This is a genomic window from Streptomyces sp. NPDC004658, assembly GCF_040609555.1.
Classification (GTDB): Bacteria; Actinomycetota; Actinomycetes; order Streptomycetales; family Streptomycetaceae; genus Streptomyces.
In genome coordinates, this window is the sequence record NZ_JBEXKG010000411.1 from 1 (window position 1) to 1,165 (window position 1,165).

At 74.8% G+C, this 1,165-nt stretch carries 1 pseudogene; it reads left to right on the plus strand.

What is annotated here, in order from left to right:
• Positions 1-93: 93 nt before the first annotated feature.
• Positions 94-978: pseudogene (locus ABZV94_RS41755) on the plus strand (non-ribosomal peptide synthetase); the annotation flags it as partial.
• Positions 979-1,165 lie beyond the last annotated feature (187 nt).

The window sequence follows — 1,165 nt, forward strand, 5'->3', positions numbered from 1 at the left end:
GCTGACCCCGAAAGGCGGCGAGCCGGGAAGCGCTGTGCTGGGAGGCGGTGGGCCCGAAGAGCGTTGAGTCGTGAGGCCGTGAACCCGGGAGCCCGCGCCTACGTCCTCGACGCCCGGCTGCGGCCGGTCCCCGACGGCGTGGCCGGTGAACTCTGGCTGGCCGGACCGGCGCTGGCCCGCGGCTACCTCGGCCGCCCCGGCCTGACCGCCGCCCGGTTCCGCGCCGACCCGTTCGGCCCGCCCGGCACCCGCATGTACCGCACCGGCGACCTGGTGCGCCGCGACAGCGCGGGCGAACTGCACTACCTGGGCCGCACCGACCACCAGCTGAAGCTGCGCGGCCACCGCATCGAGGCGGGCGAGGTCGAGGCCGCCCTGGTCCGCCATCCGGGCGTGCTGGACGCCGTGGTGACCGTACGCGAGGACGAACCCGGCCTGCCCCGGCTGGTCGCCCACCTGCTCACGGCCCCGGACGCCGAACCACCCACCGCCACCCAGCTCCGCGAGCTGGCCGCCCGCTCCCTGCCCGCCCCCATGGTGCCCTCGGCGTTCATGGTGCTGGACCGCTTCCCGCTCACCGAGAACGGCAAGACCGACCGGGCCGCCCTGCCCGCCCCGGCGCCGGCCGAGGAGCGGGCACCGTCCGAGTACGTCGCACCGCGCACACCCACCGAGGAGGCGCTCGCGGCTCTCTGGGAGGAGGTCCTTCAGACGCCCGTGGGCGCCGAGGACGACTGGTTCCTGCTCGGCGGCGACTCCCTGCGCGCCCTGCTCATCGCCTCCCGCGCCAACGACGCCTTCGGCGTCACGCTCACCCCCCGGGACGTCCTGGTCTCCCGCACCGTCGCCGCCCTGGCGGACCTCGTGGAGGAACAGGTGCTGAGCGAGCTGGAAGGCACGGCGTACGGCGACGACCCCGCACACGCCCCCCACCACGCCGAAGACGCCGCTGCCGGCGGCCACGACCACGAACGGTGAGGATCCGACGACCATGACGTCTTCGACCCCTTCGAACCCCTCCGGCTCCGCACGGCCCTCCCGGCGGGACCGCGCCGAGGCACTGCCCGAGGAACTGCGGGACCACCGCCGAAGACGGCGTCGAACTTCTCGCTCTGGATCTTCTCCGTCAGGGGAAGCGTCTGGAGCGGGTTGCGGGTGCCGTCGG